This window comes from Serratia sp. A07, assembly GCF_058725505.1.
In genome coordinates this window covers 32450-55099 of record NZ_JBZXDO010000001.1, presented here as the reverse complement: position 1 = coordinate 55099, position 22650 = coordinate 32450, and the positions used below count along the sequence as shown (strand labels likewise).

Genomic DNA, 22650 nt, shown 5'->3' with positions numbered 1-22650 from the left:
GCGTCAGCGCCGCAGCCGCAGCGCCAAGAGAATCACGCCGGCCAGGCAGGCTGCGCCCCCCAACAGCGGGAACAGCGGAATGCCCCACAGTCGCAGCGACGAATGCATCAGATAAGGCGCCAGCCCCAGGGCAAAAGCGGCGGTGACGATGGCGATGGCCAGGGTGACGGCGGCGCGTTCCAGCGCTTTGCTCAGCTGGCCGAGGTTACTGACGTTGATATCGGCATTGAGCCGCCCGCGTTTTAGGCGGCGAACCAATAGCCGCAGCGTTTGCGGCAGCTCTTCTCCGGCATCGAGCGTTTCCCCGCCCAAGGCCAACAGCCGCTGGCGCACGGCGTCGGGGGCGTAGCGCTGCAGCACCGTTTGTTGCAGCATCGGCTTGAGCGTGGCCACGATGTCGAAGTTTGGATCCAGACGATGCAGCACGCCGTCGGCGGTGATTAATGCCTTGAACAGTAGCACCAGATCGGGCGGCAGCGCCAACTGGTGTTCGCGCGCCATCACCAGCAGGTCGGTCAAGGCTTTACCCAGCGTCAGGGTGGTGGCGGCCTGTTTGTCGAGAAAGTTTTGTGCCGCCAACTCCAGATCCATCAGGTCCAACGGTTCGCTGTCCGACCAGGCGATCAGCGTGTTGACGATGCCTTCGGACTGGCGATCGGCGATGGCCTGCAGCAGCAGGAGCAACTGGTTGCGCCGCCGCTCGGACAGCTGGCCCACCATGCCGAAGTCGATAAAACCGACGCGGTCACCGCTCAGTGCCATGACGTTGCCGGGGTGCGGATCGGCGTGATACAGCCGATGCTCCAGCACCATGCTCATAAAGGCGCGGGCGCCGCGTTGCGCCAGCAGCGGGCCGTCAAAGCCTGCCGCCGCTAGCTGTTCAGGGCTTTCCGGCGCGGTGCCGGGCAAGTATTCCTGAACTAACAGGCGGGGAGAAGAGTATTGCCAATAGATTTTTGGCACCACCACGTCGGGTTGACGCGCGAACATCCCGGCAACGCGGTCGCAGTTATGCCCTTCGTGGGTCAAGTCCAGCTCGTGATTGAGCGCCGTTGCCAACGCTCGGACCATCTGCCGCGGCCGATAGCGCGCCAGCGCCGGGCTCTGCTGCTCCACGGTCTCCGCCAGCGAGGCCAGCAGCCGCAGATCGGCGTGGATGGTTTTCGCCAGACCGGGCCGCAGCACTTTTACCACCACTTGCTCGCCGCTGTGCAAGCGTGCGCGGTAGATTTGCGCCATCGACGCCGCGGCCAGCGGCGTGCGATCGAATTCGGCAAACCGCTGTTCCGGCTCGCCCCCCAGATCGGCGATGATTTGCGGCGCCAGCGTTTCCCATGGCAACACCGCCGCCTGGCTGTGCAGGCGATCCAGTTCGTCGGTCCAGGCCGGATCCAGCAGGTCAGAGCGCGTGGCCAGGATCTGACCGAATTTGACGAAGGTGGGGCCCAACGCCTCGAGCGCTTCGCGCAGCCGCTCAGGCAGGGTTTGTGCATCCTGCGGGGCAGATTCACCGCGGGCGCCGCGCAACAAGGCTCCCAGGCCCAGCAGGCGCAGAACGTCTTGCAGACCATAACGAATCAGAACGGAGGTTATTTCCTTCAGCCGCGCCCGGTCGCGAGCGGTGGCGAGCACCATTTTCAACATCAGTACGCCATGTCCTTATTTGTCATTCTCGAACGTTATTGTTCCATATCCAGCAGCAACGGCACCTCGCTGCGCTGCGCCATGCGGTTGCGGTAGGCTTCCACGTTGTCCGGCAGCGCAACCCCGGCGACGATCGATAACGAGCGCAACAGCGGGAACAGGTGAATGTCGTCCTCGGACAGCTCGCCGTTTACCGCGTCGGCGGAGACGATCAGCGGCGACAGCGTTTGCAGGTCGGCTTCCAGTTCGGCGATTAGATCGGCGCTGTTGGCGAGATGTTCGGCAAAATCACCGATAGCCGCCTGTTTTTTATCGATAAAGTAACGGCGGGCGCTGTCGGTGGCGAACTCTTCGAAATCGGCATGCGCAATACGCGGCAGCAGCAATTTGGCGCTGTAACTGCCGACCCGCTGCAGCCACTCGGCAATGGCCGGGTTGGTGCTGCCGGTCAGCACCGGCTTGCCGTCCAGGCTATCGACATAGCGCACGATATCCAGGCTTTCCGGCATCGCTTCGCCGTTGTCTTTGATCAGGATTGGTGCCATTTTTTTGCCGATCAGGTTGAACGGGGTCGTTTCATCGTCGTTGAGCAATGTGACCAGGCGAATCGGCAGGTGCTTCAGGCCGAAAATCATGCGGGCTTTAACGCAGAATGGGCAATGATCGTAAATGAACAGTTTCATGCTTGCTCCGGGTTGTCAGGTTTTAACAGCAATAGTTACCACAGCTTATCGAGGCTGTCTTGAAGCGCGTGTGTTGGATGGTGCGTTATTGCGACATTGCCCGCGCAACAGGCGCGGGCGAGGGGCGTTATTTCTTGGCCGGAACCGAGTTGAGCACATCGATCAGGTGAATGCGGGCCTGTTCCAGATCGACCTGATCGCGCTCGTTGGCGGCGGAGACGACCTGCAGCTGTTTGATGATGTCGCTTTTCAGCGCGCTGTCGCCGGCGATGATATGGGCCAGCGCTTTTTCCACCAGGGTAGAGCGCGCATAAATCATGCGCAGGTTCAGTATCATATGTTCGAGCAGTTGCGGTAACTTCGCTTCTTCAATCATGCCGACGGGCTCCTGTGGGGTTTTTACTAACAGGATAGCAGCTGCTGCCGATTCGGCCGGATTTCTATGGCGTTAACCGCGGCGCAGCATCATCGAGGCGCTGCGCCGCGGGTTGAACTGCCAGTACAGGGCCAGCAGCGTGGCAAAACCGACGGCCCCGAGCAGCAACCAGGGCAGCTCAGGCATATCTATCGCCCGTCCGGTATCGTACATCCAGCCGCCGCCGGTATAGCCCAACGCGCCGCCCAGCGCCAGACCGAGACGACTGAAGCCCATGTAGCTGCCGCGTGCACGCGGATCGGCCAGCGAGGCGCTCAGCGTTTCGCGCGCCGGCTCGGCGATGATTGACCCCAGATAGAAGCAGCAGATCAGCGTGAATACTCCCTGCAGGCTGGTGGCGAGGCCGATTGGCAGCAGGCTGAGCGTCATCAGCAATAGGCCCGCCATCAGGCGCTGCTCAAGCCGGAAGTGTTTTTCACCCCAACGCGCCAAGGGATAGAGCAGCGATAACGACAGCGCCGCTTCGATCGCGTACATCCATTTCACCGCCGCCGGTGAACCGGCGATTTCGTTGACCACGATGGGCATCATCAGCATCACCTGTACCGCCAGCATGTAGTAACCGGTCAGCGTCAGGACATAGGTGAGGAAGCGGCGATCGCGCAGGACCCGCAACATGCCTTCTTTCATCGGCACGCGCACGGTGGAGATGCGATAAGCCGGCAGTAACCAGGCGTTCCAGCCGGCGGCCAGCACGAAGATAGTCGCCCCGACCCAACAGACAAAGTGGAAATCGTACTGTAGCAGCCAACTGCCGATCAGCGCGCCGACCACGGCGCCGGCGCTGTCCTGCATCATCAGCAGTGAGAAAAAACGGCCGCGCTCGTGCGGACGGGTCAGTTTGATCACCAAAGCGGTGCGCGGCGGATCGAATAAGGTGCCGCCGAGGGCGGAAAGTGCGCAGGAGAACCACAAGATCCAGGGCTCGTCGGCCATTGCCATGGTGGCGAAACCGGCGGCGCGCAGCAGCATGCCGGTGACGATCATCGGCTTGGCGCCGAAGCGATCGGCGATGGCGCCGCCAAAGATGCCTAGCCCTTGTTGCAACAACTGGCGCAGGCCAAGTGCGATGCCGACGATCAGCGCAGCCCATCCCAACTGATCGACGAAGCGGATAGAAATAAGCGGAAAAACGACAAAGAAGCCTAACACCACCAGCAGGTTGTCGAGCAACAGAAAATATTTACCCAAGCTGCGCGCTTGCGAAACCAGAGACATGCTTCACCATGAGCAATTAAGAAAGAGAGGGAGACACCCCTGCCATTCTCTACCCAATTTCCACACGGCAACAGGGGCGGCATAGATAATATTTTTTTATCGTCAAGGTGTTACCTGAGCTGCAAAATTGGCGGAAATACGCCGTAAAACGCCTATTCGGCGATTTACTGAGCGGCCGGGATTTTACCTCAGGGGCGGGCTACGGTTATATTAAATGCAGGGAAGTGCAGTTCTGCGGCGCTATTGGCAAAATAAAACCATGGCGAAAGATCGGCACAGGATAATGATCCGCTCGGCTTCCTAATAAATACTTCTTATCGAACCGTTTTGACTGCGGGGGAAATGATGTTCGGCTATCGCTCTGCATCGCCAAAAGTACGTCTTACAACCGACCGGATGGTGGTCCGTTTAGTGCATGAACGGGATGCCTATCGCCTGGCGGATTATTATGCTGAGAACCGGACCTTTCTCAAACCCTGGGAGCCGGTGCGCGACGAAAGCCACTGTTATCCTTCCGGCTGGCAGGCGCGCCTGGGCATGATCACCGAAATGCAAAAGCAGGGCAGCGCCTACTATTTTATCCTGCTCGATCCGGAAGAGCAGGAAGTGCGCGGCGTGGCGAACTTCAGCAACGTGCTGCGCGGTTCGTTTCATGCCTGTTTCCTCGGTTATTCGCTGGGGGAGAAATGGCAGGGGCAAGGGCTGATGTTCGAAGCCTTGCAGTCCGCTATCCGCTATATGCTGCGCCAACAGCGCATGCACCGCATCATGGCCAACTATATGCCTCACAACCAGCGCAGCGGCGCACTGCTGACGCGTCTGGGATTCGAACGTGAAGGTTACGCCAAGGATTACCTGCTGATCGACGGCAAGTGGCAAGACCACGTTTTGACGGCATACACCAATAAAGAGTGGTTACCCCCACGTTGAGGCCAAACGATGAAATATGAATTGAACGCCAAAGAGGCGCGGGTCATCGGCTGCCTGTTGGAAAAACAGGTCACGACCCCGGACCAATACCCGCTTTCGCTTAACGCCATTACCCTGGCGTGCAACCAAAAAACCAACCGCGAGCCGGTAATGGATCTGAGCGAAAGTGAAGTGCAGCAACTGCTCGATCTGTTGCTGCGCAAACATTTCCTGCGCACCCTCAGCGGGTTCGGCAACCGGGTAGTCAAGTATGAACAGCGGTTTTGCAACTCCGAGTTCGGCCAACTGAAACTCTCGCCCGCCGAACTGGCGGTGATCGCCACCTTATTGCTGCGCGGCGCGCAAACGCCGGGCGAGCTGCGCACCCGCACCAACCGGATGCACGAGTTCAACGATGTCAGCGAGGTCGAACAGGTGCTGCAGCAGCTGGCTACGCGCGAAGATGGCCCATTCGTGGTGCGCCTGGCGCGTGAGCCGGGCAAACGCGAAAGCCGGTTCATGCATCTGTTCAGCGGCCAGATTGATGAAGCGCCGGCGGCGCTTGAGTCTGAGGTCGACGGCGACCTGAGCGCCAGGGTCAGCGCATTGGAAAACGAAGTATCGGAATTGAAACGGCTGGTGCAACATCTGTTGGCGAGGGAAGCGAATGACTAAATTGCGTGTGGGCGTGGTGGGATTGGGCAGTATTGCGCAGAAGGCTTACCTGCCAATCCTCGGCCAGGCGGCGGATTGGACGCTGGTGGGCGGTTTTTCGCCCAATCAGCAAAAAGCGCAGCCGCTGTGCAACAGCTACCGCATGGCCTGTTTCTCCCGTCTGGACAGCCTGGCCGAACAGTGCGACGCGGTTTTTGTCCACAGCAGCACCGCCAGCCATTTTTCCGTGATAGGCGAGCTGCTGAACCGCGGCGTGCACGTTTACGTCGATAAGCCGCTGGCGGAAACGCTGGAGCAGGGCGAGCAGTTGCTCGAGTTGGCCGAGCGGCGAGGCAAAACGCTGATGGTGGGGTTCAACCGCCGTTTCGCGCCGCTTTACCGGCAGCTCAAACAGCAAATGAACCAGCCGGCTTCCATTCGTATGGACAAGCATCGGACGGACAGCGTCGGCCCGCACGATCTGCGTTTTACCCTGTTGGATGACTATCTGCACGTGGTGGACACCGCGCTGTGGCTGGCGGGCGGGCACGAGCAACTGCTGAGCGGCCGTTTGCAGGCCAACGCCGCCGGTGAAATGCTGTATGCCGAACACCACTTCGCCTGCGGCGACACGCAGGTGACGACCAGCATGCATCGCCGGGGCGGCAGCCAGCGTGAAAGCGTGCAGGCGGTGACCGACGGTGCGCTGTATCAGTTGACCGACATGCGCCACTGGCGGCGTGAAGATGCGCAGGGCGAGTTGGAACAGCCGGTGCCGGGCTGGCAAAGCACGCTGGTGCAACGCGGCTTCGACGGGGCGGTGCGGCATTTCCTCAGCGCCGTCGCCAACCAGAGCGCGCCGGAAACCGGCGGCGAACAGGCGCTGGTCGCCCAGCGGGTGGTCGAGCGTTTGCTGCGGGATAACTCTATGTAACATATGGCGGTAGCTATTCTTTTCCGGATGCGTAAACTGAGCCGATTGTTTCACTGACGCCTGCTGTTGCAGGCGTTGATATTTACGGTACCTATCAGACAACCACATGAACCTACTCAAATCCTTGGCTGCCGTCAGCTCGATGACGATGTTTTCGCGGGTGTTGGGCTTTGCCCGCGATGCAATCGTCGCGCGCGTGTTCGGGGCCGGCATGGCAACGGACGCCTTCTTCGTGGCGTTCAAACTCCCTAATCTGTTACGCCGTATCTTTGCCGAAGGGGCATTTTCGCAGGCCTTCGTGCCGATCCTGGCCGAATACAAGAGCCAGCAGGGTGAAGAAGCGACGCGCACTTTTATCGCCTATGTCTCCGGGCTGTTGACGCTGGTGCTGGCGGTGGTGACGGTGCTGGGGATGCTGGCCGCGCCCTGGGTGATCTATATCACTGCGCCGGGCTTTACCGATACGCCCGACAAGTTTGCCCTGACGTCGGCGCTGCTGCGCATCACATTCCCCTATATTCTGTTGATCTCACTGGCGTCGCTGGTGGGGGCGATCCTCAATACCTGGAACCGCTTCTCGATCCCGGCCTTTGCGCCAACGCTGCTTAACGTCAGCATGATCGGCTTCGCGCTGTTCGCGGCCCCGTATTTCAATCCGCCGGTGCTGGCGCTGGCCTGGGCGGTGGTGGTGGGCGGCGTGCTGCAGCTGGGGTATCAGCTGCCGCATCTGCGCAAGATCGGCATGCTGGTATTGCCGCGCCTCAAGCTGGGCGATGCCGGGGTCTGGCGCGTGATGCGCCAGATGGGGCCGGCGATCCTCGGGGTGTCGGTCAGCCAAATCTCGCTGATCATCAACACCATTTTCGCTTCGTTCCTGGTGTCCGGCTCGGTGTCCTGGATGTACTACGCCGACCGCCTGATGGAGTTTCCTTCCGGCGTGCTGGGCGTGGCCTTGGGCACCATCCTGCTGCCGTCGCTGGCCAAAAGCTTCTCGAGCGGCAACCACGACGAGTATTCGCGCCTGATGGATTGGGGGCTGCGCCTGTGCTTCCTGCTGGCGTTGCCGAGCGCCATTGCGCTCGGCATTTTGGCCAAGCCGCTGACCGTTTCGCTGTTCCAGTATGGCAAATTCAGCGCCTTTGACGCGGCGATGACGCAGCGTGCGCTGGTGGCTTATTCGGTAGGGCTGATGGGGCTGATCGTGGTTAAAGTGCTGGCGCCGGGCTTCTATTCGCGGCAGGACATCAAAACGCCGGTCAAGATCGCCATCATTACGCTGATTATGACGCAGGTGATGAACCTGGCGTTTATTGGCCCGCTGAAGCATGCCGGCCTGGCGCTGTCGATCGGTTTGGCGGCATGTCTGAACGCCTCGCTGCTGTATTGGCAACTGCGCAAGCAGAAGATTTTCCAGCCGCAGCCGGGGTGGGCGCTGTTCCTCACCAAGCTGGTGATCGCCGTGCTGGTGATGTCGGCCGTGTTGATTGGCGCGATGTGGCTGATGCCTGCCTGGGATCAGGGCAACATGCTGGAGCGTTTGCTGCGCTTGGCTGCGGTGGTGGTGGCCGGTGTGGTGGCGTACTTTGGCGTGCTGGCCGGGTTGGGCTTCCGCCCGCGCGATTTTGCTCGCCGGGTCGCCTGAGCCAAAGGCAAGCGTAAAAAAAGGTCGCCTGGGCGACCTTTTTGCTTTCTGGGCGGCGCAGTTTACATGCGTTCGACGGTTTCGATGCCCAGCGTATCCAGACCGGTTTTCAGCGTTTTTGAGGTCAGCAGCGCCAGCTTCAGGCGGCTCTGACGCACTTCTTCGCTGTCGGCGTTCAGGATCTGGCAGTGCTCGTAGAAACCGGAGAACAGGCCGGCCAGATCGTACAGGTAGCTGCACATGACGTGAGGCGTGCCTTCACGCGCGACGGTGGTGAGCACTTCTTCGAACTGCAGCAGGCGGGTGGCCAGCGCAATTTCGCGCTCTTCGGTCAGCGTCAGCGGCAGCGTCAGGCTGGTTTCGTCGATGCCGGCGCGTTTGAATACCGATGCCACACGGGTATAGGCGTATTGCATATAAGGCGCGGTATTGCCTTCGAAGGCCAGCATGTTATCCCAGTCGAAGACATAGTCGGTGGTGCGGCTTTTCGACAGATCGGCGTATTTCACCGCGCCGATGCCGACCACGCGGGCCACGGTTTTCATTTCGTCTTCCGGCATATCCGGGTTTTTGCCGGCGATCAGCTGTTCGGCGCGTTCGATGGCCTCATCCAGCAGGTCGGAGAGCTTCACCGTACCGCCCGAGCGGGTTTTGAACGGCTTGCCGTCTTTGCCCAGCATCATGCCGAACATGTGGTGTTCCAGCGAGACGGACTCCGGCACGTAACCGGCCTTGCGCACGATGGTCCAGGCCTGCATCAGGTGCTGATGCTGACGGGAGTCGATGTAATACAGGACGCGATTGGCACCCAGGGTTTCGTAGCGATACTTGGCGCAGGCGATGTCGGTGGTGGTGTAGAGGTAGCCGCCATCCTTTTTCTGGATGATGACGCCCATCGGATCGCCGTCCTTGTTCTGGTATTCATCGAGGAACACCACGGTAGCGCCTTCGCTTTCCACCGCCAGCCCTTTGGCTTTCAGGTCGGCGACGATGCCCGGCAGCATCGCGTTATACAGGCTTTCGCCCATCACGTCGTCTTCGGTCAGCGTGACGTTCAGGCGGTTATAGGTCAGCTGGTTTTGCGCCATGGTGATGTCGACCAGCTTGCGCCACATTTTCAGACAGTACTGATCGCCGCCCTGCAGCTTCACGACGTAAGCGCGCGCGCGTTCGGCGAACTCGGCATCTTCGTCGTAATGCTTCTTGGCTTCGCGGTAGAACTGTTCCAGATCGGACAGGCCCATGTCGCTGGCGTTTTCATTCTGCATTTTTTCCAGATAGGCAATCAGCATGCCGAACTGGGTGCCCCAGTCGCCGACGTGGTTGGCGCGGATCACTTTATGGCCCAGAAACTCCTGGGTACGTGCCGCTGCGTCGCCGATGATGGTGGAGCGCAGGTGGCCGACGTGCATCTCTTTCGCCACGTTCGGCGCGGAGTAGTCGATAACGATAGTTTGCGGCTCAACCGGCGCGATGCCCAGTTTCGGTGCGTTCAGCACCCGATCGGCCTGGCGCGCGACCCAGTCGCTGTTCAGGAAAATGTTGATAAAGCCGGGGCCGGCGATTTCCACTTTAGCGGCGACGTCGCCGAGATCCAGCAGTTGCACCACTTTTTCCGCCAGTTGACGGGGTGGCATGCCCAGCTTTTTGGCGACGGACATCACGCCATTGGCCTGGTAATCACCAAACTGCGCCTTGGCGGATGGGCGGACCTGCGCTTCGCAATCGGCTGGCGCGCCAGCGGCGATCAGCGCCTGGCTGACTTTATCTGAAAGAAGAACCTGAATATTCACCGGGTTACCTTAATGACGAACGAGGGGCTGAAGCCAACCCCTGTGGGATTCAACGGTGGCGGGCGCGATGGGCGGCCTCCACAAAACAGCCTGCAATTGTAACCGATCTGACGGAGCCCGTCAGCAGTTGGCGCGGCCGCAGCGATGAAACTGTTGTCGGGTGCGGCGCGTTGATGGCCGGAAGCGGAAAGGCAGGATGAATGAAAGAAAACGTGTGGCGGAGAGGATTAGGAGACTAACGTTTTTTATTGTGGCGTCTGGCATCCAGCGTGTTGGTGCTGCGGGATTTAAAATGACGGTAGATGGCGTATACGGCGATAATTATCAACACCAAGGAAATCGTCAGCAATAACATAATAATCATCTCGAATTTAAATTTCCTCCAAAGTAGCTGAGTTGCCTCGATGAATCAATTGCTCGGGGTTAAATTAAGATAATCCTTAGATTTTTATCAGTTTTTGGATTTTATTGTCTTTTTTTACAATGAGTTGCGCATCGTGTTTTGTGCGGCTTTGATGAGTGGGAAAGACTTGAGTAAGCCAACCTATTCAATCAGTTTGACCTGTATGCCATGTACGATTTTGTGTAAAATAACTTAAATCCTAGCGTCATGATAAAAGGGTTTAATGAACTGCGAAAAATCTTATTTTTTATTTTTTGTTGATTTTATAAGCTGTCATATTAATAAGTTCTCAGGTTTCTATTCCCCATGCACACAGTCGAAAATCATTCTGAACGGCTGCTGAAAAACCTCGCAATGCTGGCGAGCGCTGTCGCCACCGTGTAAATTACGGCGTTTCACATACGTTCCGTTGTTTTGAGGTTTCTATGACCACCCCCTTGCAGGCCATTGCCGAGCTGGACGACCTGGTGCTCGACCTGCCGCGTTTCGAGCAGGCATTGCATCAATTTGCCGCCAAATTGCGGCTTGATCTGGCCGCGTTTACCGCCGATCACATCTCTCTGCGCTGTCATCAGAACGCCACTGCCGAACGCTGGCGCCAGGGGCTGATGCAGTGCGGGACACTGCTGTCCGAGTCGATGATCAACGGGCGACCTATCTGTCTGTTCGATTTGTCGCAGCCGCTGGCCGTGGGGCCGTGGCAGATAGACTGCGTCGAGCTGCCGTATCCCGGGGAGAAACGCTATCCGCACGAAGGTTGGGAACACGTCGAATTAGTGCTCAGTGGCGATCCGCAGACGCTGCACGCCCGGGCGTTGAGCTACCTTGCCGATGAAGCGCTGCTGGCCCCGGGGATCAAACTGAAGCAAAGCTCGCCAAAAGGCGAGGGCGAGCGGCTACCGAACCCGACGCTGGCCATCACCGACGGAACGGTGACGATAAAGTTTCATCCTTATTCCATTCGAGATATCGTCGCCAGCGAACAAGGTTAGCCGGGCAGTGCCGCACAGGCTCGCGCCATGCGATCGAGCGCTTCATCGAGCAGGGCCCACCGGCAGCCAAAGTTAAGCCGCACAAAGCGCCGATCGCCGAAATCCAAACCGGCGCTTAATCCTACGCCCGCGCGTTCGAAGAACTGATGCGGGTTGTCCACCGGTAAAGCGCTGCAATCGATCCACGCCAGGTAGGTGGCTTCGATTGGCAAAACCGTCAACCCCGGCATGGCGTTGATGCGCTCGGTCAGCCGATCGCGATTGGCACGTAGATAAATCAGCTGCTCGTCCAGCCAGGGCTGTCCGTATTGATAAGCCGCCTGCGCTGCCACCAGCGCCAGCAGATTGACCTCCGGCACGATGCCGCTGCGCGCGCGTTTCAGCCTTTGTCGCAGCGCTTCGTTGGGAACGATCGCCAGTGAAGCGCCCAGCCCGGCAAGATTAAACGTTTTTGACGGCGACATCAGCGTCACGCTGCGTTGGGCCGCATCGTCATTCAGGGTAGCGAAAGGGGTATGCCGCACGCCGGGTTCAAGCAGCAGCTCGCAGTGGATTTCATCGGAACAGACGATTAAATCGTGCTCGCGAGCGAACTGATGGTGCTGCAACAGCTCATCCCGGCGATAAGCGGTGCCACCGGGATTCTGCGGGTTGCACAGCAACAGAAGCTTCTCGTTGCCGCTAAGCCGATCACGCATCGCGGGGAAGTCCAACACCCAGCGTTGGCCTACCGCCGTTAGCGGCACCGAGAGGTGCTTACGCCCGGCGAATTTGGCCGCTTTGCGGAACGGCGGATAAATGGGAAAGGGGGCCAGCGTGCTCTGGTGTTCTTCGGTGCAGGCTCGCACGCACAGGTTCAGGCCGCACACCAGCCCAGGCAGGAAAATGATCCATTCAGGCTTGATGTGCCAGCCGTAGCGCTCTACCATGCGGCGGGTAAAAACCTCAATAAGATCAGGGGATGGGTGAGTGTAGCCGAATACGCCGTGCGCCACGCGACGCTGCAAGGCTTCGATCACCGCCGGCGGTGAGGTGAAATCGCTGTCGGCGACCCAAAGCGGAATAATGTCGCGGTCGCGATATTTATCCCACTTAACGCTGTCACTGTGACTGCGGTCTACCCATTGATCAAAATTGAATGCCATAGTTACAACCCTGAGCCGGTTTATGCCTAAGCATGAGCCTACGTGAGAAATGAAGAAATGAACAATTGCCGCCGTATGTTGGCCGTTATCTGGGGGTGACAATGATAAAACTGGAAGTTTGTTGCTTTAGCGTCGACTGCGCGCTGACGGCCGAACGGGCAGGCGCCGATCGTATCGAGTTGTGCGCCAGCCAGAGCGAGGGGGGATTGACGCCGAGCTATGGCACGCTGCGTCTGGCGCGCGAGCGGGTGGCGATCCCGGTGCATCCGATCGTTCGTCCTCGCGGTGGCGATTTCTGCTACGGCGCGGTGGATTTCGAGGTGATCAAACAGGATCTCCGCCAGATCCGCGAGATGGGGTTCCCCGGCGTAGTGGTCGGCATGCTGGACGAAGAAGGGCACATCGATCTGCCGCGCATGCGCGAAGTGATGAAGCTGTGCGAGGGCATGGCGGTGACGTTCCATCGCGCGTTCGACATGTGCCAAAACCCGATGGTGGCGTTGGAACAACTGACCGAGCTGGGCGTAGCGCGCATTCTAACCTCCGGCCAACAGCAGAGCGCCGAACTGGGCCTGCCGCTGCTGCGAGATTTGCGCCAGGCCAGTCACGGCCCGGTGATCATGGCGGGTGCCGGCGTGCGCCTCAGCAATCTGCACAAGTTTGTCGACATCGGTCTGCATGAACTGCACAGCTCTTCCGGCCATCTGGTACCGTCGACCATGCGTTACCGCAAGGCGGGCGTCACCATGTGCTCCGATAACGAGTTTGACGAATTTAGCCATTATTGCGTGGATGGCGAAATGGTGGAGGCGATGAAAAACGCGCTGGCCTTGGTTGATCCCCTGGCGCAAAGCGCATAAACACGCAGCTAACCGCGTTTGAAAACCGGTTTCCGGGCCGTAAGACCCCTTTGCGTGTCACTGAGCCCTCGGCGATCGCGCAAGTACCAGGCCCCGGCGTTTTGCCGGGGCTTTTTTTATGTCTTGCAAAGACGCGGTGTCCGTTTCAAGGCGGTTTCTCGGTCGAACTGCCCCCATCTCTTCTTGCGATCGCCATGCCCTGCTGATAAGTTTGTGAGTTAAAATCATTTAAATATCATAATATTAAATGATTTTTTTGGTATGTATTGCCGTGGTGAATGGTTTGCGTTCTGCCGCTCGTCACCGCGCCGGTATTTTTACCTGTTCATCGCCTGCCTTATGGCCGGAACATCACAGCATCAATTGAGGAGAGCCGTCGGCGCAGCCGCAGGGCGCGTTAACGGCGGACTAAACAAGGAGATAACGATAATGACCCGAACGGCACACTGTTTGAGCGCGGCGCTTTTACTGACGTTGGCCCTGACCGGCTGCCAGACCGCCAAGCGACCTGTTTCTACATTAAGCCAGCCGCCCAGCGCAGAAGAAATTGCGGAACAAGACAAACGGCAGCGTGAGGCCGAGCGCATGCAGCAGTGCCAGCGCGAGTTGGATGCCATGCGCGGCATGGATAACGAAAAATACCAAAAATTCAAACGCGAATTCGATACCTTGATGGGCGGCGCCGCGCAGTATGCCGGGGTACGCCAGCGGGTCAACACGGGCACGCAGGAAACCGTCGACGCCCTGTATCGTTATCGCACCAGCCGTCTTTGCGCGGACATCAGTTCTGCCATGATGACCGGCCTGGCTGAGCGTGGAGAACGCGCCCAATGACCCCTCGAGCAAGAAAGGCTTTGCTGAGCCTGATGATACCGCTGGCGTTTGCGCCGGCGGTGGCCGGGGCGGATGACGATGTGCCGGCATTATTGCAGTTTGCCGAGCGTTACCAGCGGCAGGACGCGCCGGCAGCCGAGACTGTGGTTACCCCATCCCAGGAAAGCCAAAAGCCGGCGTCCCGGCCGGTTCAAGCTCGTGAAACGAGCTCACAGAGAAAGCAACTGGCGCAGTTGCAAAAGACGCTGCGCGAGAAAGAGACTCGCCTGGAGCAACAGCAAGCCGCTCTTCAATCCCTGCAGCAGGAGTTGACCGCGTTGCGGGTTGCGTCGTCCCTGACCGCTGCCGATAAACCGACACCGGCGCCTGATTTGAGCGCATTGAGCGACTTCGCCAGCGGCGTACGACAGGCGCTGAACCTGACGCCGCAGGAGCGCAAGGCTCAGGCGCAGATCGCCGAAGCGCAGGCGGCGTTAGCGCGGCAAAAGCAGCAAACCGAGGAGCGCGACCGGCGCATTGCCTTGCTGGAACAACGGCTGGCGGCGTTGCCTGAACAGGCGGATAAGGCTTGGCAGGAGAAACTGGCGGCGGCCCAGACCACCAACGATAAAGCGCGCCAGCGTTATGAGCAGGATAAAAAAGCGGCCGCCGCTGAGCTGGAACAGCAGAAGGCCGAGGCTGCCAGGCTGATGGGCGAACTGCAGCAGCAGCTGACGCAGCTGCAAAAAGAGCAGGAGGGCCAACGGCAGCAGGGTGGGCAGCAAGAGAAAAGCCTGAAGACGGCGCTGGCGCAGCAAAAGGCCGAAGCCGCCAAGGCGGCGGGTGAACTTCAGCTGCAGCTTGCGCAGCTGCAGAAAGAGCGTGATGATCAACGCCAACAGGCCGAGCAGCAAGAGAAAAGCCTGAAGACGGCGCTGGCGCAGCAAAAGGCCGAAGCCGCCAAGGCGGCGGGTGAACTGCAGCAGCAGCTGGCGCAGCTGCAGAAAGAGCGTGATGATCAACGCCAACAGGCCGAGCAGCAAGAGAAAAGCCTGAAGACGGCGCTGGCGCAGCAAAAGGCCGAAGCCGTCAAGGCGACGGGTGAACTGCAGCAGCAGCTGGCGCAGCTGCAGGAAAAAAACAAGACGCAAACCGAACAAGCTAAAGCGTTGGAACAACGTTTGGCGGTGGTAACGGCGGAAAGCGCGCAGGCTGCGCAGCAGCGGGATAAAGCGACACTGCAGGCGGATAAAACGGCAACGGAGCTGGCGGCCGCCCATCAGGCGCAGCAAGCTTTGCAAGACGAGCTGAGCGGGCTGAGATCGCGGGCCAAATGGCTGCCGGATGCGCAGGCGCTCAAGAAAAAGCCGGAACAGCAGAGCTATGCTGCCGGTGTCGCTTTGGGACGCGATATTCAAACGATGTTGGCGGAGCGTAAAAATTGGGGCATCAATCCCGATAAAACCCTGCTGCTGGCGGGCGTGATCGATACCTTCAACGGCCATTACCAACTAAGCGATGCACAGTTGACCCGCGCGCTGTCGGAGTCGGAAAAAGCGGTGAGCGACGCCAGAAACCAGGCGGCGAAGGTGCAGACCAGCAAGGGCGAGGCGTTCGTCACCGAGTTTAAAAAGAAGAAAGGCACGCAGAAGTCGCCTGCCGGTTTCTGGTATCGCATCGATTATGTGGGTGATGAAGCCATTAAGGAAAACGCGCGGGTGGACATCGTGGTGAAAGAGAGCTTAACCGACGGTAGCGTGATTCAGGATATGGATCGCAGTGGGAAGGTGATGTCACAGCCGCTCTCTGCCTATCCGCCGTTGTTCCGCGAGGCGATCGGCCATCTGAAAAATCATGGTTCGCTGACAATGGTGGTGCCGCCGGTGTTGGCGTACGGAGAAACGGGCTATGCGCCGCAGATCCCGCCGAACGCGACCATGGTGTATGAGCTGCGGATTGTCGATGTCGACAACGGGTAAATTCGGGCCGGCGCAGGCCGGCCCGATTAGCGAACGCTAGGGTTTTTTGGCGGTCAGCACGGCGCGCAGGGGCGCCGGATAGCCTTCGATCGTTTTGCTGCGATCGTTCGGATCGAGGAATTCGGCCAGTGACTCGCTGGTCATCCAGTCGGTGCGGCGCTGCTCTTCGAGGCTGGTGACGCACATATCGGCGATCTTCACGTCGACGAAACCGCACTTCTCCAGCCAGCATTTCAGCGCTTCGGCGGAAGGAATGAAATACACGTTGCGCATCTGTGCATAACGATCGCCCGGCACCAGCACCTGGTGGCGATCGCCTTCCACCACCAGCGTTTCCAGCACCAGCTCCCCTTCAGCCACCAGCTGATTTTTCAGCTGATAGAGATGATCGAGCGGCGAGCGGCGGTGATATAGCACCCCCATTGAGAACACGGTGTCGAACGCCGCCAGATCCGGCAACTGCTCGATGCCGAGCGGCAGCAGGTGGGCGCGCTGATCGCCACCCAACAGCTTGCGCACCGCTTCGAACTGGCACAGGAACAGCTGCATCGGATCGATGCCGACGGCAAAGTGTGCGCCGGCGCCGATCATGCGCCACAGGTGATAGCCGCTGCCGCAGCCGACGTCGAGAATGGTGCGGCCGGCCAGCGGAGAAATGTGCGGCAGCACGCGATCCCACTTCCAGTCGGAATGCCATTCGGTATCGATATCGATGCCATACAGCGAGAACGGCCCTTTACGCCATGGCATCAGGGTGCGCAGCATTTTCTCGATGCCCTCGAGCTGGCCCGGCGACAGGCCGGGCTCCATCTCGGCGCGCACGCCGTGCAGCAGATCGAGGCGGGTTGGGGCCAGCGTCGGCAAATGTTCTACCGAGTTAAACCACTGTTTGAATTTGCCGTGCAGCGATTCGCGTTGCCAGGCGCTCAGCTGCGCAGGCAGGGTATCCAGCCAATGGCTGAGGGGGCTTTTGGCGATGCGCTGATAGAAATCACCGAACTCGATCATTGCGCATCCCCCGCTTTCAGGGCGATCAGCGAACCGAAGTTGAAGCATTGGAACCACACTTCGGCATGCTCGAACCCGGCTTGATGCAGGCGCGCCTTATGTGCCTCTACCGAGTCGGTCAGCATCACGTTTTCCAGCATGCTGCGTTTTTGGCTGATCTCCAGCTCACTGTACCCATTGGCGCGTTTGAAATCGTGATGCATGTTGAACAGCAGCTCGCCGACTTCGGCGTCTTCAAAGCTGAACTTCTCCGACAGCACCAGTGCGCCGCCCGGGCGCAGGCCGCGATAAATTTTCTCCAGCAGGCGCAGGCGATCGGCCGGTTCGAGGAACTGCAGCGTAAAGTTCAGCACCACCATCGAGGCGTTCTCGATGTCGATGTCGCGAATGTCGGCTTCGATGACGTCAACCGGCGTGTCGGCGCGGAAGGCGTCAATATGGCGGCGACAACGTTCCACCATCGCCGGCGAATTGTCGACGGCGACGATATTGCAGCCGGGCACCTTGATATTCCGCCGCATCGACAGCGTCGCCGCGCCCAGCGAGCAGCCCAGGTCATACACCCGGCTGTCGGGTTGCACAAAGCGTTCGGCCAGCATGCCGATCATCGAGATGATGTTGGAATAGCCGGGAACGGAGCGTTGGATCATGTCGGGGAACACTTCGGCAACGCGTTCGTCGAAGGTCCAGTCGCCCAATTTGGCGATGGGGGCGGAGAAAAGGGTATCGCGGTTTGGCATAGCGGCAAATCAGTTCAGAATTCGAAGCTGCGTAGTCTAACAGAAAAGCGTAAAAAAGCGGAGCGGAAGCAGGCGGCGCGGCCGCCTGATGATAAAACGGGATCAATGCAGGCTAAAAATCAGATCCCAGGGCAGATAGAAAATATTTGCCAGAACCATCAACAGCAAAGAGATATAGGTCGCGGCCATGCCTGAACGGCGCCAGCGAACCTCGCGGTTGCGCAAACCGTAGTAATGCACCAGCCGCCCGGCCATCAGCATCAGGCCGCAGAGGTGAATCATCCAAATTTCCGCGCCGTTCATCTCCATGATCACCAGCAATACGGCAGCGATCGGAATGTATTCAACGGCGTTGCCATGCACGCGGATGGCGGTCTGCAATTCGTAGAAACCGCCGTCGCCGTAGGCTACGCGGTACTGCATCCTTAATCTGACTACGTCATAAGAGAGTTTGATCAACAACAATGCGCCGAGCACCACATAAAGCGCGCTTACCATTTTTAACTCCGTTCCCTAACCAAAACTGGCAGCCAGCATCATAGCCGTCATTGTATTCACTGTCGCGGGGAAATATTTGATGTTATTGGTCAGATTAATAGGTCAAAACAGTGCATCCTGTTCCGGCCAGTCCGGCGGCGCAGGCAAATCGGGGATCGCCAGGCGTAGCTGCTGCCAAATTTTTTGCGCCTGCTGGGGCGAATCGCCGTTGTCCGGCGTATGAATAAACAGATAAGGCTGATGCTGTTGCTGCCACAGCGGCAGTTTTTGCTGCCAGGCTTCGAACCAGCGCAGGTTGTCGGCCAGCTGATCGCCGCCGATAAAGCGCACCAGCGGCTGGTCGGCGGTGACCAGGGCATGCACCGGCAGCTTCGGTTTTTTCTGCTGCGCATCGCGCACGGCGGCGGTATGGGGGGCGGCGTGATGCACCGGGCGGCTGTCGAGGATCACCCGATTGATGCCGCGCTGGTGCAACCCCTGATTCAGCGCACGCTCTGCCTCGCCCTTGGCGAAAAACGCCGGATGACGCACTTCAACACCGTAGGTGAATTCCTTCGGCAGGCTTTCGAAGAATTGCCACATGCGCGGCAGCTCGTCAGGGCCGAAGGCGGCGGGCAACTGCAGCCACAGTTGGCCGATGCGCTGATGCACTGGGCTCAGGCAGTGGTAAAACGCCTGCAGCTCGGCGGCGCAGTTACGCAGGGCAGCCTTGTGGCTGATGTCCGACGGGAATTTGAAGCAGAAGCGAAAATCGTCGCCGGTCATGTCGCGCCAGCGCTGCACGATTTCCAGCTTCGGCAGCGCGTAGAAGGTGGTGTTACCTTCCACGCAGTTGAAGTAGCGGCTGTAATCCGCCAAGTCACGCAGCCCGATGCGGTTCCAGGCCGCATGTTGCCACTGCGGCAATCCGATGTAGATCACGGCGTCGTCTTCCTTTACTGAGATCATCAGGCTACAACTTAACGTTACCGCTCGAGCGCGGCAAGAATTTCGCCGGTGTCGCGCACCCGCGCCAGACGTGGGAAGATGTGTTCGAACGCGAAGCGGTGCATTTCCGCGTTCTGCGCGCTGCAGACGTCTTCGGCGATCACCAGTTCATAGCCGTGTTCCCAGGCGGCGCGCGCGGTGGACTCTACGCCAATATTGGTGGAGATGCCGCCCAGCACCACGGATTTGATGCCGCGGCGGCGCAGCTGTAAATCCAGATCGGTGCCGTAGAAGGCGCCCCATTGGCGTTTGGTGACCAGAATATCGCTGTCATTGACCGCCAGCGGTGCGGGGAACTCCCACCAACTGACCGGCAAGCCGCCGGCGGGCGCGGGAGCCGGTTTGTCCACCGGCTGTTTCAGCGCTTCGGCGAAGGTGTCGGACCAGCCGACGCGCACCAGCAGCACCGGCGCGCCCAGCAGACGAAAACGCGCGGCCAGCAGGGCGGCGTTCGCCACTACCTGGTCGGCGCTGTGCGGGCCGCCGGCGTAGGGCAGAATGCCGTTTTGCAAATCGATCAGCACCAGAGCGGTGGTTTGGGCGTCAAGTTTCAGCATGGATTTCATCTCGTTGCGAAGTGGATAAAAACTGTTCGGCGCGCCAGGCGAGCAGCGTACGGCGCAAACCGGGGGAGAATCAGGCTACGTGAAAAAACTGTCGCAGGTTAATGGGAAATTTGTTAATCGATGTGTTGATTCGAACGAAAACGCGCCATTTAGTGCAGTAACAATGCTGTGTTCGCACTTATCGGGCGGATGAATTTCCTTTATAATGACTCCCTTTTTTCAACACTCTTTAATCCAACGACCTATGCCGATTTATGAATATGCATGTGGTGCTTGCAACCATCGGTTAGAGAAATTGCAAAAATTTTCCGATGCGCCGCTGGCAGACTGCCCGGCGTGTGGGCAGCCCGCGTTGACCAAGTTGATCTCGTCCTCCGGTTTCCAGCTTAAGGGTACCGGCTGGTATGCGACGGATTTTAAACCGGGTAACAAGTAGAATTTATCAGATAACAGCCGCGCGACAGGGGCGCAGTAGCCCGGCGCGGCATCGGCTGTGTAAAAGGATAGCGTATGCGTACTGAATATTGCGGGCAGTTGAATCTGTCCCACGTGGGCCAGGAAGTCACTCTGTGTGGTTGGGTCAATCGTCGTCGCGATCTCGGCGGCCTGATCTTTATTGATATGCGCGACCGCGAAGGCATCGTGCAGGTGTTCTTCGATCCGGACCAGAAAGTGGCGTTCGACAAGGCCTACGACCTGCGCAATGAGTTCTGCATCCAGATCGTCGGCACCGTGCGTGCGCGTCCGGACAGCCAGATCAATAAAGATATGGCCACCGGCGAAGTGGAAGTGTTCGCCCACGCGCTGGAAATCATCAACCGCTCCGAGCCGCTGCCGCTGGACTCCAACCAGGTCAACAGTGAAGAAGCGCGCCTGAAATACCGCTACCTGGATCTGCGTCGCCCGGAAATGGCCGAGCGTCTGAAGACCCGCGCCAAAATCACCAGCTTCGTTCGCCGCTTCATGGACAGCCACGGCTTCCTCGATATCGAAACGCCGATGCTGACCAAGGCGACGCCGGAAGGTGCCCGCGATTACCTGGTGCCGAGCCGCGTGCACAAGGGCAAATTCTACGCGCTGCCGCAGTCCCCACAGCTGTTCAAACAGCTGCTGATGATGTCCGGCTTCGATCGTTACTACCAGATCGTCAAATGCTTCCGTGACGAAGACCTGCGTGCGGACCGTCAGCCTGAATTCACCCAGATCGACGTCGAAACCTCCTTCATGACCGCCGATCAGGTACGTGAAGTGATGGAGAAACTGGCGCGCGAGCTGTGGCTGGACGTGAAGGGCGTGGATCTGGGCGATTTCCCGGTCATGACCTTCGCCGAAGCGATGCGTCGCTTTGGCTCCGACAAGCCGGACCTGCGTAACCCGCTGGAGCTGGTGGACGTGGCTGACCTGGTCAAAGACGTCGAGTTTAAAGTCTTCTCCGGCCCGGCCAACGACGCCAAAGGCCGCGTGGCGGCGATCCGCGTACCGGGCGGCGCACAGCTGACCCGCAAGCAGATCGACGAGTACGGCGCTTTCGTCAACATCTACGGCGCCAAAGGCCTGGCGTGGCTGAAAGTCAACGACCGCGCCGCCGGCATGGAAGGCGTGCAGAGCCCGATCGCCAAATTCCTCAGCGCGGACGTGCTGGAAGCGGTCCTGGCGCGCACCGATGCGCAGACCGGCGATATCCTGTTCTTCGGCGCCGACAGCTTCAAGATTGTCACCGATGCGATGGGCGCGCTGCGTCTGAAGCTGGGTCGCGATCTGGCGCTGACCCAACTCGACAGCTGGGCGCCGCTGTGGGTGGTTGACTTCCCGATGTTCGAAGAAGACGAAGAGGGCGGCCTGGCGGCCATGCACCACCCGTTCACCTCGCCGCGCGACATGAGCCCGGAAGAGCTGGCGGCAGCGCCGGTCAACGCCATCGCCAACGCTTATGACATGGTGATCAACGGTTACGAAGTGGGCGGCGGTTCGGTGCGTATCCACCGCAGCGAAATGCAGCAGACGGTGTTCAGCATTCTGGGCATTAACGAACACGAACAGCGCGAGAAGTTCGGCTTCCTGCTGGACGCGTTGAAGTACGGTACGCCGCCGCACGCTGGCCTGGCTTTCGGCCTGGATCGTCTGGTGATGCTGTTGACCGGCACCGACAACATCCGCGACGTCATCGCCTTCCCGAAAACCACCGCGGCGGCCTGTCTGATGACCGACGCACCGAGCTTCGCCAACCCGGCGTCGCTGCAGGAGCTGGCGATCAGCGTGGTAAAGAAAGCCGGTGTGGAACAAGAGAGCGAGTGATGAGTTACAAGCGCCCTGAATCTATCCTGGTAGTGATTTACGCGAAATCCAGTGGTCGGGTGCTGATGTTACAGCGGCGCGACGATACCGAGTTCTGGCAGTCGGTCACCGGCAGCCTGGAACAGGATGAGTCGCCGCCGCATGCCGCGCAGCGTGAAGTCATGGAAGAAGTCGGCATCGATATCGAAGCAGAGCACCTGCCGTTGTTCGATTGCCAGCGCTGCGTGGAGTTTGAACTCTTTGTCCATTTGCGACATCGCTATGCGCCGGGAACCACGCGCAATAAAGAGCACTGGTTCTGTCTGGCGTTGCCCGAGGAGCGCGATCCGGTGATTACCGAGCATCACGCTTACCAATGGCTTGAGGCGGCCGAGGCCGTGAAGTTAACCAAGTCATGGAGCAATCAGCAGGCGATTGAAGAGTTCGTGATCAATTCAGTCCAGTAGTTTTT

At 59.2% G+C, this 22650-nt stretch carries 23 protein-coding genes; 12 read left to right on the top strand and 11 right to left on the bottom strand.

The window, feature by feature from the left end; translation table 11 throughout:
- Positions 1-3: 3 nt before the first annotated feature.
- The 4 genes from AC4PR2_RS00285 to mdtH form a co-directional block, all read right to left on the bottom strand.
- On the bottom strand, positions 4-1644 hold the full coding sequence (locus AC4PR2_RS00285) for an ABC1 kinase family protein (RefSeq protein WP_070914702.1): 1641 nt from the start codon (positions 1642-1644) through the stop codon (positions 4-6).
- Between the two features lie 35 nt (positions 1645-1679).
- Positions 1680-2327 carry a glutaredoxin 2 gene (grxB, locus tag AC4PR2_RS00280; protein WP_330112837.1) on the bottom strand — a complete coding sequence of 216 codons (648 nt, stop codon included), beginning with the start codon at positions 2325-2327 and terminating at the stop codon, positions 1680-1682.
- Positions 2328-2454: 127 nt separating this feature from the next.
- The gene (locus AC4PR2_RS00275) at positions 2455-2703 is read right to left on the bottom strand and encodes a hypothetical protein (RefSeq protein ID WP_049202450.1); all 249 of its coding nucleotides are present in this window, start codon (positions 2701-2703) and stop codon (positions 2455-2457) included.
- Between the two features lie 72 nt (positions 2704-2775).
- Positions 2776-3981: a multidrug efflux MFS transporter MdtH gene (mdtH, locus tag AC4PR2_RS00270; RefSeq protein ID WP_330112836.1), complete on the bottom strand. Its 1206-nt coding sequence runs from the start codon at positions 3979-3981 to the stop codon at positions 2776-2778.
- A gap of 345 nt (positions 3982-4326) precedes the next feature.
- On the opposite strand from mdtH, the gene rimJ reads away from it, so the two are divergent.
- The 4 genes from rimJ (at position 4327) to murJ (ending at position 8120) form a co-directional block, all read left to right on the top strand.
- Positions 4327-4911, top strand: coding sequence for a ribosomal protein S5-alanine N-acetyltransferase (rimJ, locus tag AC4PR2_RS00265; RefSeq protein WP_025159814.1), 585 nt, complete (start codon positions 4327-4329; stop codon positions 4909-4911).
- A gap of 9 nt (positions 4912-4920) precedes the next feature.
- On the top strand, positions 4921-5565 hold the full coding sequence (locus AC4PR2_RS00260) for a YceH family protein (protein WP_169318497.1): 645 nt from the start codon (positions 4921-4923) through the stop codon (positions 5563-5565).
- Positions 5558-6478, top strand: coding sequence for a Gfo/Idh/MocA family protein (locus tag AC4PR2_RS00255; RefSeq protein ID WP_084827691.1), 921 nt, complete (start codon positions 5558-5560; stop codon positions 6476-6478). Before AC4PR2_RS00260 ends, AC4PR2_RS00255 begins: the two co-directional genes overlap by 8 nt.
- Positions 6479-6584: 106 nt before the next feature.
- Positions 6585-8120, top strand: a complete 1536-nt coding sequence (murJ, locus tag AC4PR2_RS00250; protein WP_033647656.1) for a murein biosynthesis integral membrane protein MurJ — start codon at positions 6585-6587, stop codon at positions 8118-8120.
- Between the two features lie 62 nt (positions 8121-8182).
- Here the strand turns inward: murJ and argS are convergent, their stop codons facing one another.
- Entirely contained in the window at positions 8183-9913 is a 1731-nt protein-coding gene (gene argS / locus AC4PR2_RS00245; RefSeq protein WP_060423941.1) for an arginine--tRNA ligase, read from the bottom strand.
- Between the two features lie 196 nt (positions 9914-10109).
- Here argS and AC4PR2_RS00240 point away from each other — a divergent pair, with 196 nt between their 5' ends.
- Positions 10110-10265, top strand: coding sequence for a hypothetical protein (locus tag AC4PR2_RS00240; protein ID WP_330112835.1), 156 nt, complete (start codon positions 10110-10112; stop codon positions 10263-10265).
- A gap of 476 nt (positions 10266-10741) precedes the next feature.
- Entirely contained in the window at positions 10742-11308 is a 567-nt protein-coding gene (locus tag AC4PR2_RS00235; RefSeq protein ID WP_060423939.1) for a VOC family protein, read from the top strand.
- On the opposite strand, the gene AC4PR2_RS00230 is transcribed toward AC4PR2_RS00235, so the two are convergent.
- On the bottom strand, positions 11305-12453 hold the full coding sequence (locus tag AC4PR2_RS00230) for a MalY/PatB family protein (protein WP_492174787.1): 1149 nt from the start codon (positions 12451-12453) through the stop codon (positions 11305-11307). The genes AC4PR2_RS00235 and AC4PR2_RS00230 overlap by 4 nt on opposite strands.
- Positions 12454-12554: 101 nt before the next feature.
- On the opposite strand from AC4PR2_RS00230, the gene cutC reads away from it, so the two are divergent.
- The 3 genes from cutC (at position 12555) to AC4PR2_RS00215 (ending at position 16105) form a co-directional block, all read left to right on the top strand.
- On the top strand, positions 12555-13313 hold the full coding sequence (gene cutC / locus AC4PR2_RS00225; protein WP_038877351.1) for a copper homeostasis protein CutC: 759 nt from the start codon (positions 12555-12557) through the stop codon (positions 13311-13313).
- Positions 13314-13742: 429 nt separating this feature from the next.
- Positions 13743-14147 (top strand): YuaE family lipoprotein, encoded by a 405-nt coding sequence (locus AC4PR2_RS00220; RefSeq protein WP_060425843.1) that lies wholly within the window; start codon positions 13743-13745, stop codon positions 14145-14147.
- Positions 14144-16105, top strand: a complete 1962-nt coding sequence (locus AC4PR2_RS00215; protein WP_492174785.1) for an FKBP-type peptidyl-prolyl cis-trans isomerase N-terminal domain-containing protein — start codon at positions 14144-14146, stop codon at positions 16103-16105. Before AC4PR2_RS00220 ends, AC4PR2_RS00215 begins: the two co-directional genes overlap by 4 nt.
- 36 nt (positions 16106-16141) lie before the next feature.
- Here AC4PR2_RS00215 and cmoB read toward each other — a convergent pair whose 3' ends face one another.
- The 5 genes from cmoB to AC4PR2_RS00190 form a co-directional block, all read right to left on the bottom strand.
- Positions 16142-17113 carry a tRNA 5-methoxyuridine(34)/uridine 5-oxyacetic acid(34) synthase CmoB gene (gene cmoB, locus AC4PR2_RS00210; protein ID WP_087762687.1) on the bottom strand — a complete coding sequence of 324 codons (972 nt, stop codon included), beginning with the start codon at positions 17111-17113 and terminating at the stop codon, positions 16142-16144.
- On the bottom strand, positions 17110-17853 hold the full coding sequence (gene cmoA / locus AC4PR2_RS00205; protein ID WP_049202466.1) for a carboxy-S-adenosyl-L-methionine synthase CmoA: 744 nt from the start codon (positions 17851-17853) through the stop codon (positions 17110-17112). The genes cmoB and cmoA overlap by 4 nt, the downstream gene beginning before the upstream one ends.
- Positions 17854-17955: 102 nt before the next feature.
- Positions 17956-18351 (bottom strand): MAPEG family protein, encoded by a 396-nt coding sequence (locus AC4PR2_RS00200; protein WP_004932387.1) that lies wholly within the window; start codon positions 18349-18351, stop codon positions 17956-17958.
- A gap of 102 nt (positions 18352-18453) precedes the next feature.
- A complete protein-coding gene (locus AC4PR2_RS00195; RefSeq protein WP_100395852.1) occupies positions 18454-19269 on the bottom strand; it encodes a DUF72 domain-containing protein in 816 nt (271 codons plus the stop codon).
- 47 nt (positions 19270-19316) lie between these two features.
- Complete coding sequence (locus AC4PR2_RS00190; RefSeq protein WP_060424110.1) at positions 19317-19895, bottom strand: hydrolase; 579 nt, start codon at positions 19893-19895, stop codon at positions 19317-19319.
- Positions 19896-20109: 214 nt separating this feature from the next.
- Here AC4PR2_RS00190 and AC4PR2_RS00185 point away from each other — a divergent pair, with 214 nt between their 5' ends.
- From AC4PR2_RS00185 to nudB, 3 genes are all read left to right on the top strand, one after another.
- Positions 20110-20340 carry an FmdB family zinc ribbon protein gene (locus AC4PR2_RS00185; RefSeq protein ID WP_320204121.1) on the top strand — a complete coding sequence of 77 codons (231 nt, stop codon included), beginning with the start codon at positions 20110-20112 and terminating at the stop codon, positions 20338-20340.
- 74 nt (positions 20341-20414) lie between these two features.
- A complete protein-coding gene (gene aspS, locus AC4PR2_RS00180; protein ID WP_159318106.1) occupies positions 20415-22199 on the top strand; it encodes an aspartate--tRNA ligase in 1785 nt (594 codons plus the stop codon).
- Positions 22199-22645 (top strand): dihydroneopterin triphosphate diphosphatase, encoded by a 447-nt coding sequence (gene nudB, locus AC4PR2_RS00175; protein WP_019452808.1) that lies wholly within the window; start codon positions 22199-22201, stop codon positions 22643-22645. Before aspS ends, nudB begins: the two co-directional genes overlap by 1 nt.
- Positions 22646-22650: the final 5 nt, after the last annotated feature.

Coding starts and splice junctions, on each gene's coding strand:
- AC4PR2_RS00285 (WP_070914702.1), bottom strand. CDS start 1,644: ATGTTGAAAATGGTGCTCGCCACCGCTCGCGACCGGGCGCGGCTGAAG.
- grxB (WP_330112837.1), bottom strand. CDS start 2,327: ATGAAACTGTTCATTTACGATCATTGCCCATTCTGCGTTAAAGCCCGC.
- AC4PR2_RS00275 (WP_049202450.1), bottom strand. CDS start 2,703: ATGATTGAAGAAGCGAAGTTACCGCAACTGCTCGAACATATGATACTG.
- mdtH (WP_330112836.1), bottom strand. CDS start 3,981: ATGTCTCTGGTTTCGCAAGCGCGCAGCTTGGGTAAATATTTTCTGTTG.
- rimJ (WP_025159814.1), top strand. CDS start 4,327: ATGTTCGGCTATCGCTCTGCATCGCCAAAAGTACGTCTTACAACCGAC.
- AC4PR2_RS00260 (WP_169318497.1), top strand. CDS start 4,921: ATGAAATATGAATTGAACGCCAAAGAGGCGCGGGTCATCGGCTGCCTG.
- AC4PR2_RS00255 (WP_084827691.1), top strand. CDS start 5,558: ATGACTAAATTGCGTGTGGGCGTGGTGGGATTGGGCAGTATTGCGCAG.
- murJ (WP_033647656.1), top strand. CDS start 6,585: ATGAACCTACTCAAATCCTTGGCTGCCGTCAGCTCGATGACGATGTTT.
- AC4PR2_RS00240 (WP_330112835.1), top strand. CDS start 10,110: ATGAATGAAAGAAAACGTGTGGCGGAGAGGATTAGGAGACTAACGTTT.
- AC4PR2_RS00235 (WP_060423939.1), top strand. CDS start 10,742: ATGACCACCCCCTTGCAGGCCATTGCCGAGCTGGACGACCTGGTGCTC.
- AC4PR2_RS00230 (WP_492174787.1), bottom strand. CDS start 12,453: ATGGCATTCAATTTTGATCAATGGGTAGACCGCAGTCACAGTGACAGC.
- cutC (WP_038877351.1), top strand. CDS start 12,555: ATGATAAAACTGGAAGTTTGTTGCTTTAGCGTCGACTGCGCGCTGACG.
- AC4PR2_RS00220 (WP_060425843.1), top strand. CDS start 13,743: ATGACCCGAACGGCACACTGTTTGAGCGCGGCGCTTTTACTGACGTTG.
- AC4PR2_RS00215 (WP_492174785.1), top strand. CDS start 14,144: ATGACCCCTCGAGCAAGAAAGGCTTTGCTGAGCCTGATGATACCGCTG.
- cmoB (WP_087762687.1), bottom strand. CDS start 17,113: ATGATCGAGTTCGGTGATTTCTATCAGCGCATCGCCAAAAGCCCCCTC.
- cmoA (WP_049202466.1), bottom strand. CDS start 17,853: ATGCCAAACCGCGATACCCTTTTCTCCGCCCCCATCGCCAAATTGGGC.
- AC4PR2_RS00200 (WP_004932387.1), bottom strand. CDS start 18,351: ATGGTAAGCGCGCTTTATGTGGTGCTCGGCGCATTGTTGTTGATCAAA.
- AC4PR2_RS00190 (WP_060424110.1), bottom strand. CDS start 19,895: ATGCTGAAACTTGACGCCCAAACCACCGCTCTGGTGCTGATCGATTTG.
- AC4PR2_RS00185 (WP_320204121.1), top strand. CDS start 20,110: ATGACTCCCTTTTTTCAACACTCTTTAATCCAACGACCTATGCCGATT.
- aspS (WP_159318106.1), top strand. CDS start 20,415: ATGCGTACTGAATATTGCGGGCAGTTGAATCTGTCCCACGTGGGCCAG.
- nudB (WP_019452808.1), top strand. CDS start 22,199: ATGAGTTACAAGCGCCCTGAATCTATCCTGGTAGTGATTTACGCGAAA.